This window comes from Halorhodospira abdelmalekii (genome assembly GCF_016583625.1).
Lineage (GTDB): Bacteria > Pseudomonadota > Gammaproteobacteria > Nitrococcales > Halorhodospiraceae > Halorhodospira > Halorhodospira abdelmalekii.
In genome coordinates this window covers 1-2,419 of record NZ_NRRN01000103.1, presented here as the reverse complement: position 1 = coordinate 2,419, position 2,419 = coordinate 1, and the positions used below count along the sequence as shown (strand labels likewise).

Genomic DNA, 2,419 nt, shown 5'->3' with positions numbered 1-2,419 from the left:
GCGGCATATTCCAGATCAGAGAAGCTCGATTGCATCGGGGGCGCACTCTCGGTTGTGGGCCAGAGCCGTATTATCTCAACTCCGGACCGACAGCGGAACGGCAGGGCCGGAATAAATCAGTGTCTCCCTAAAGTTGGTTTATCCAAAGGATATGGACTCGAGTGGTAGCAAGATTTCGATACTTGCTCCTGTGGGAAGCGCTCTACTCGGCCTTTCTCAGGGAGATGAAATCGAATGGCCAAAGCCTGGCGGAGGTCTTTTGCGTGTCCGCATCGAGGAAGTCGTATATCAGCCAGCGGCTCCCGCTCTGTAGAACTCTTGGGTCAGACCCAGACCACTTCGCTCCCAACCCCCCACCAAACGCCGCCACTCACCGCGGCTACGCTGCTTACCCATGATCCCGCTCCTCTATCAGAAGCCCCTGTCCCCTGAGGAGATCCGCGCCCTGCGGGAGCGTGAGCACCTGTCTCAGCCTGTGTTTGCCCGCTACCTCAACGTCAGCAAGAACCTGGTCTCCGACTGGGAGCGTGGCGTGAAGCGACCTGGCGGTCCAGCGTTACGCTTGCTGACGCTGATCGAGAGGAACGGCATCCAAGCGGTCGCCTAAGCAAGGTGACACGCCCCTTTTATCGCGCAGGTGTCACGACCTGACTGATCATATACCGACCAGGAGGTAGGGTAAGCGGGCCGGTTAGGCTGCTTTACGGCCCTCCTCACTCCCCGCCTCCACTCCCCCTCCCCTCCAAATACCGCAACACCTGCGCCCGCTCCTCGCGCGCCTGCACCACCTCCGTCTTTGCCTCATCGCGCTGGCGTTCCAGATCGGCGCGCTGCGTCTCCATCGCCTCGCGCTGCTGTCGCCACTCCGCCTGCAGCTGCTCCAACTGCTCCCGCCACCCCCGCTGCTGCTCCTGCCACTGCCGCCGCTCTTCCGCCCACCGCTCCTCGGCCGCCTGCCATCGTTGCTGCTCGGCTTGCCACTGCACGCGCTCTTGCTCTAGGGCGCGCTGTGCGGCATCGAGTTCGGTACAGCGAGACTGTACCGCTTCGAGCTTGGTCCGTAGTTCGTCCTGCACCTTCTTATGCCGCGCCTGCGCCTCCTTGAGCGCTTGGTTTGCGGCGTCGCGGGCGTTACTGACCTCGTTAAAGCGCCCGATGTACTGCTGCTCCTGCCACTCCCGGTGCTCCCGCTCACGGGTCAGCTCGGCCTCTAACTCCTGAGCCGCGCGTTGGTGGTTGGCGATCTGCTCCTCTAGGCGCTCTCGGGTCTGCTCGTGGGTGGCGAGCCACTCCCGGCGCTCGGCCTCGTGCTCTTGGCGCAGTGCTGTGGTCTCCTGGCGGGCCTCGTCACGCTCCTGGCGCAGCTGCTCGATCTGCCGGGCTCGCTCCTCGGTGAGCTGTTCGGCCTGAATGCGCTCCTGCCGTGCCTGTTCGGTGCGAGCGTCGGCCGCCGCGATCTCGCGCCGCATCTGCTCGTGTTCGGCGTCGAGCCGCGCCCTCTCCTGCTCTAGCCGCTGTCGCTGCTCGGCGAGCTCGTCGTGAGCGACCCGCTGCGCCTCGTACCAGAAGGCCTCCAAGGGTTCGTGCAGCGCCTCGGGGAAGCCACTCGGTACGTGACCGGTGAAGTGATCGCGCAGCTCTTCGAGCACCTGCGCCCTCAACTTGAGCACGGTGGTCTTGGAGCCGTGGCCGATGCGCTCGATCAGCCGATCGGCGCTCGGCGCCTGACACTCGCCGAGGCAGGCGAGCACGGCGCTACGGACTTCTTCGAGGGTCAGGCGGGCTGCAGGCATGGCGGTGTCTCCTCGGTAGCGGCAGTGGCCGATAGGCCGTGGGGTCGGGCGGTGGCGCTCCAGACCCCAGGGGCCATAAGGGGTCGGCCTGGATCGTGCGGCGATAGCAATACTGTATATTATTTATAGTACGTACCGATATGGTATCAAAAAGGCCCACATCGCAACATAAGAAACAATGTGTTGCAATCTTAGGTCGGCACCGCCGCCACAACGCACAGAGACCTCCGCGCAGCACACGGGCTGGCGCGGAGGGACTACAGCAAAGAGAGTGGGATTCTATTAATCAGTGGGTTACGATTGGACACTGGACACGGCCGCCGCGCAGCGCGCGCCACCTTGAAAGACCTGCCCCACAACACCTTAACCAGCGCGGGTTATGATCTTTTGTCGCTGCTCCCGGTCACCAATCCAAGCGCCAGCGATCAAATCAGCAGCGAGATTAACGTCGGTCTTCTTCTCTTGGAAGTCGTGTACCCGTACTCGGTCAAGCTCTGGGTGGGGATTCCAGTCAAGTGGGTGGCCTGTTCCACGTGATGAGGGGTGGCCATTCCACCGGATGTGGTGGGCCCGTTCCACGGGAAGTGGTGGGGCCATTCCACTAAGCTGGGGTGCCTCTGCAGGCA

General features: G+C 63.0%; 3 protein-coding genes and 1 pseudogene. 2 read left to right on the top strand and 2 right to left on the bottom strand.

Going from position 1 to position 2,419, the window contains the following annotated elements; all coding sequences use genetic code 11:
• Positions 1 to 124 precede the first annotated feature (124 nt).
• A pseudogene (locus CKO15_RS13470) lies at positions 125 to 313 on the top strand (GreA/GreB family elongation factor); the annotation flags it as partial.
• An 81-nt stretch (positions 314 to 394) separates the two neighbouring features.
• Positions 395 to 607, top strand: coding sequence for a helix-turn-helix domain-containing protein (locus CKO15_RS14280; RefSeq protein ID WP_200197289.1), 213 nt, complete (start codon positions 395 to 397; stop codon positions 605 to 607).
• A 106-nt stretch (positions 608 to 713) separates the two neighbouring features.
• Here CKO15_RS14280 and CKO15_RS13460 read toward each other — a convergent pair whose 3' ends face one another.
• Both CKO15_RS13460 and CKO15_RS13960 read right to left on the bottom strand, forming a co-directional pair.
• Positions 714 to 1,793, bottom strand: a complete 1,080-nt coding sequence (locus CKO15_RS13460; protein WP_200197286.1) for a DNA-binding protein — start codon at positions 1,791 to 1,793, stop codon at positions 714 to 716.
• Between the two features lie 363 nt (positions 1,794 to 2,156).
• Positions 2,157 to 2,419, bottom strand: a 263-nt coding sequence (locus CKO15_RS13960; protein ID WP_207124151.1) for a PIN domain-containing protein, incomplete at its 5' end; no start/stop codon positions are given.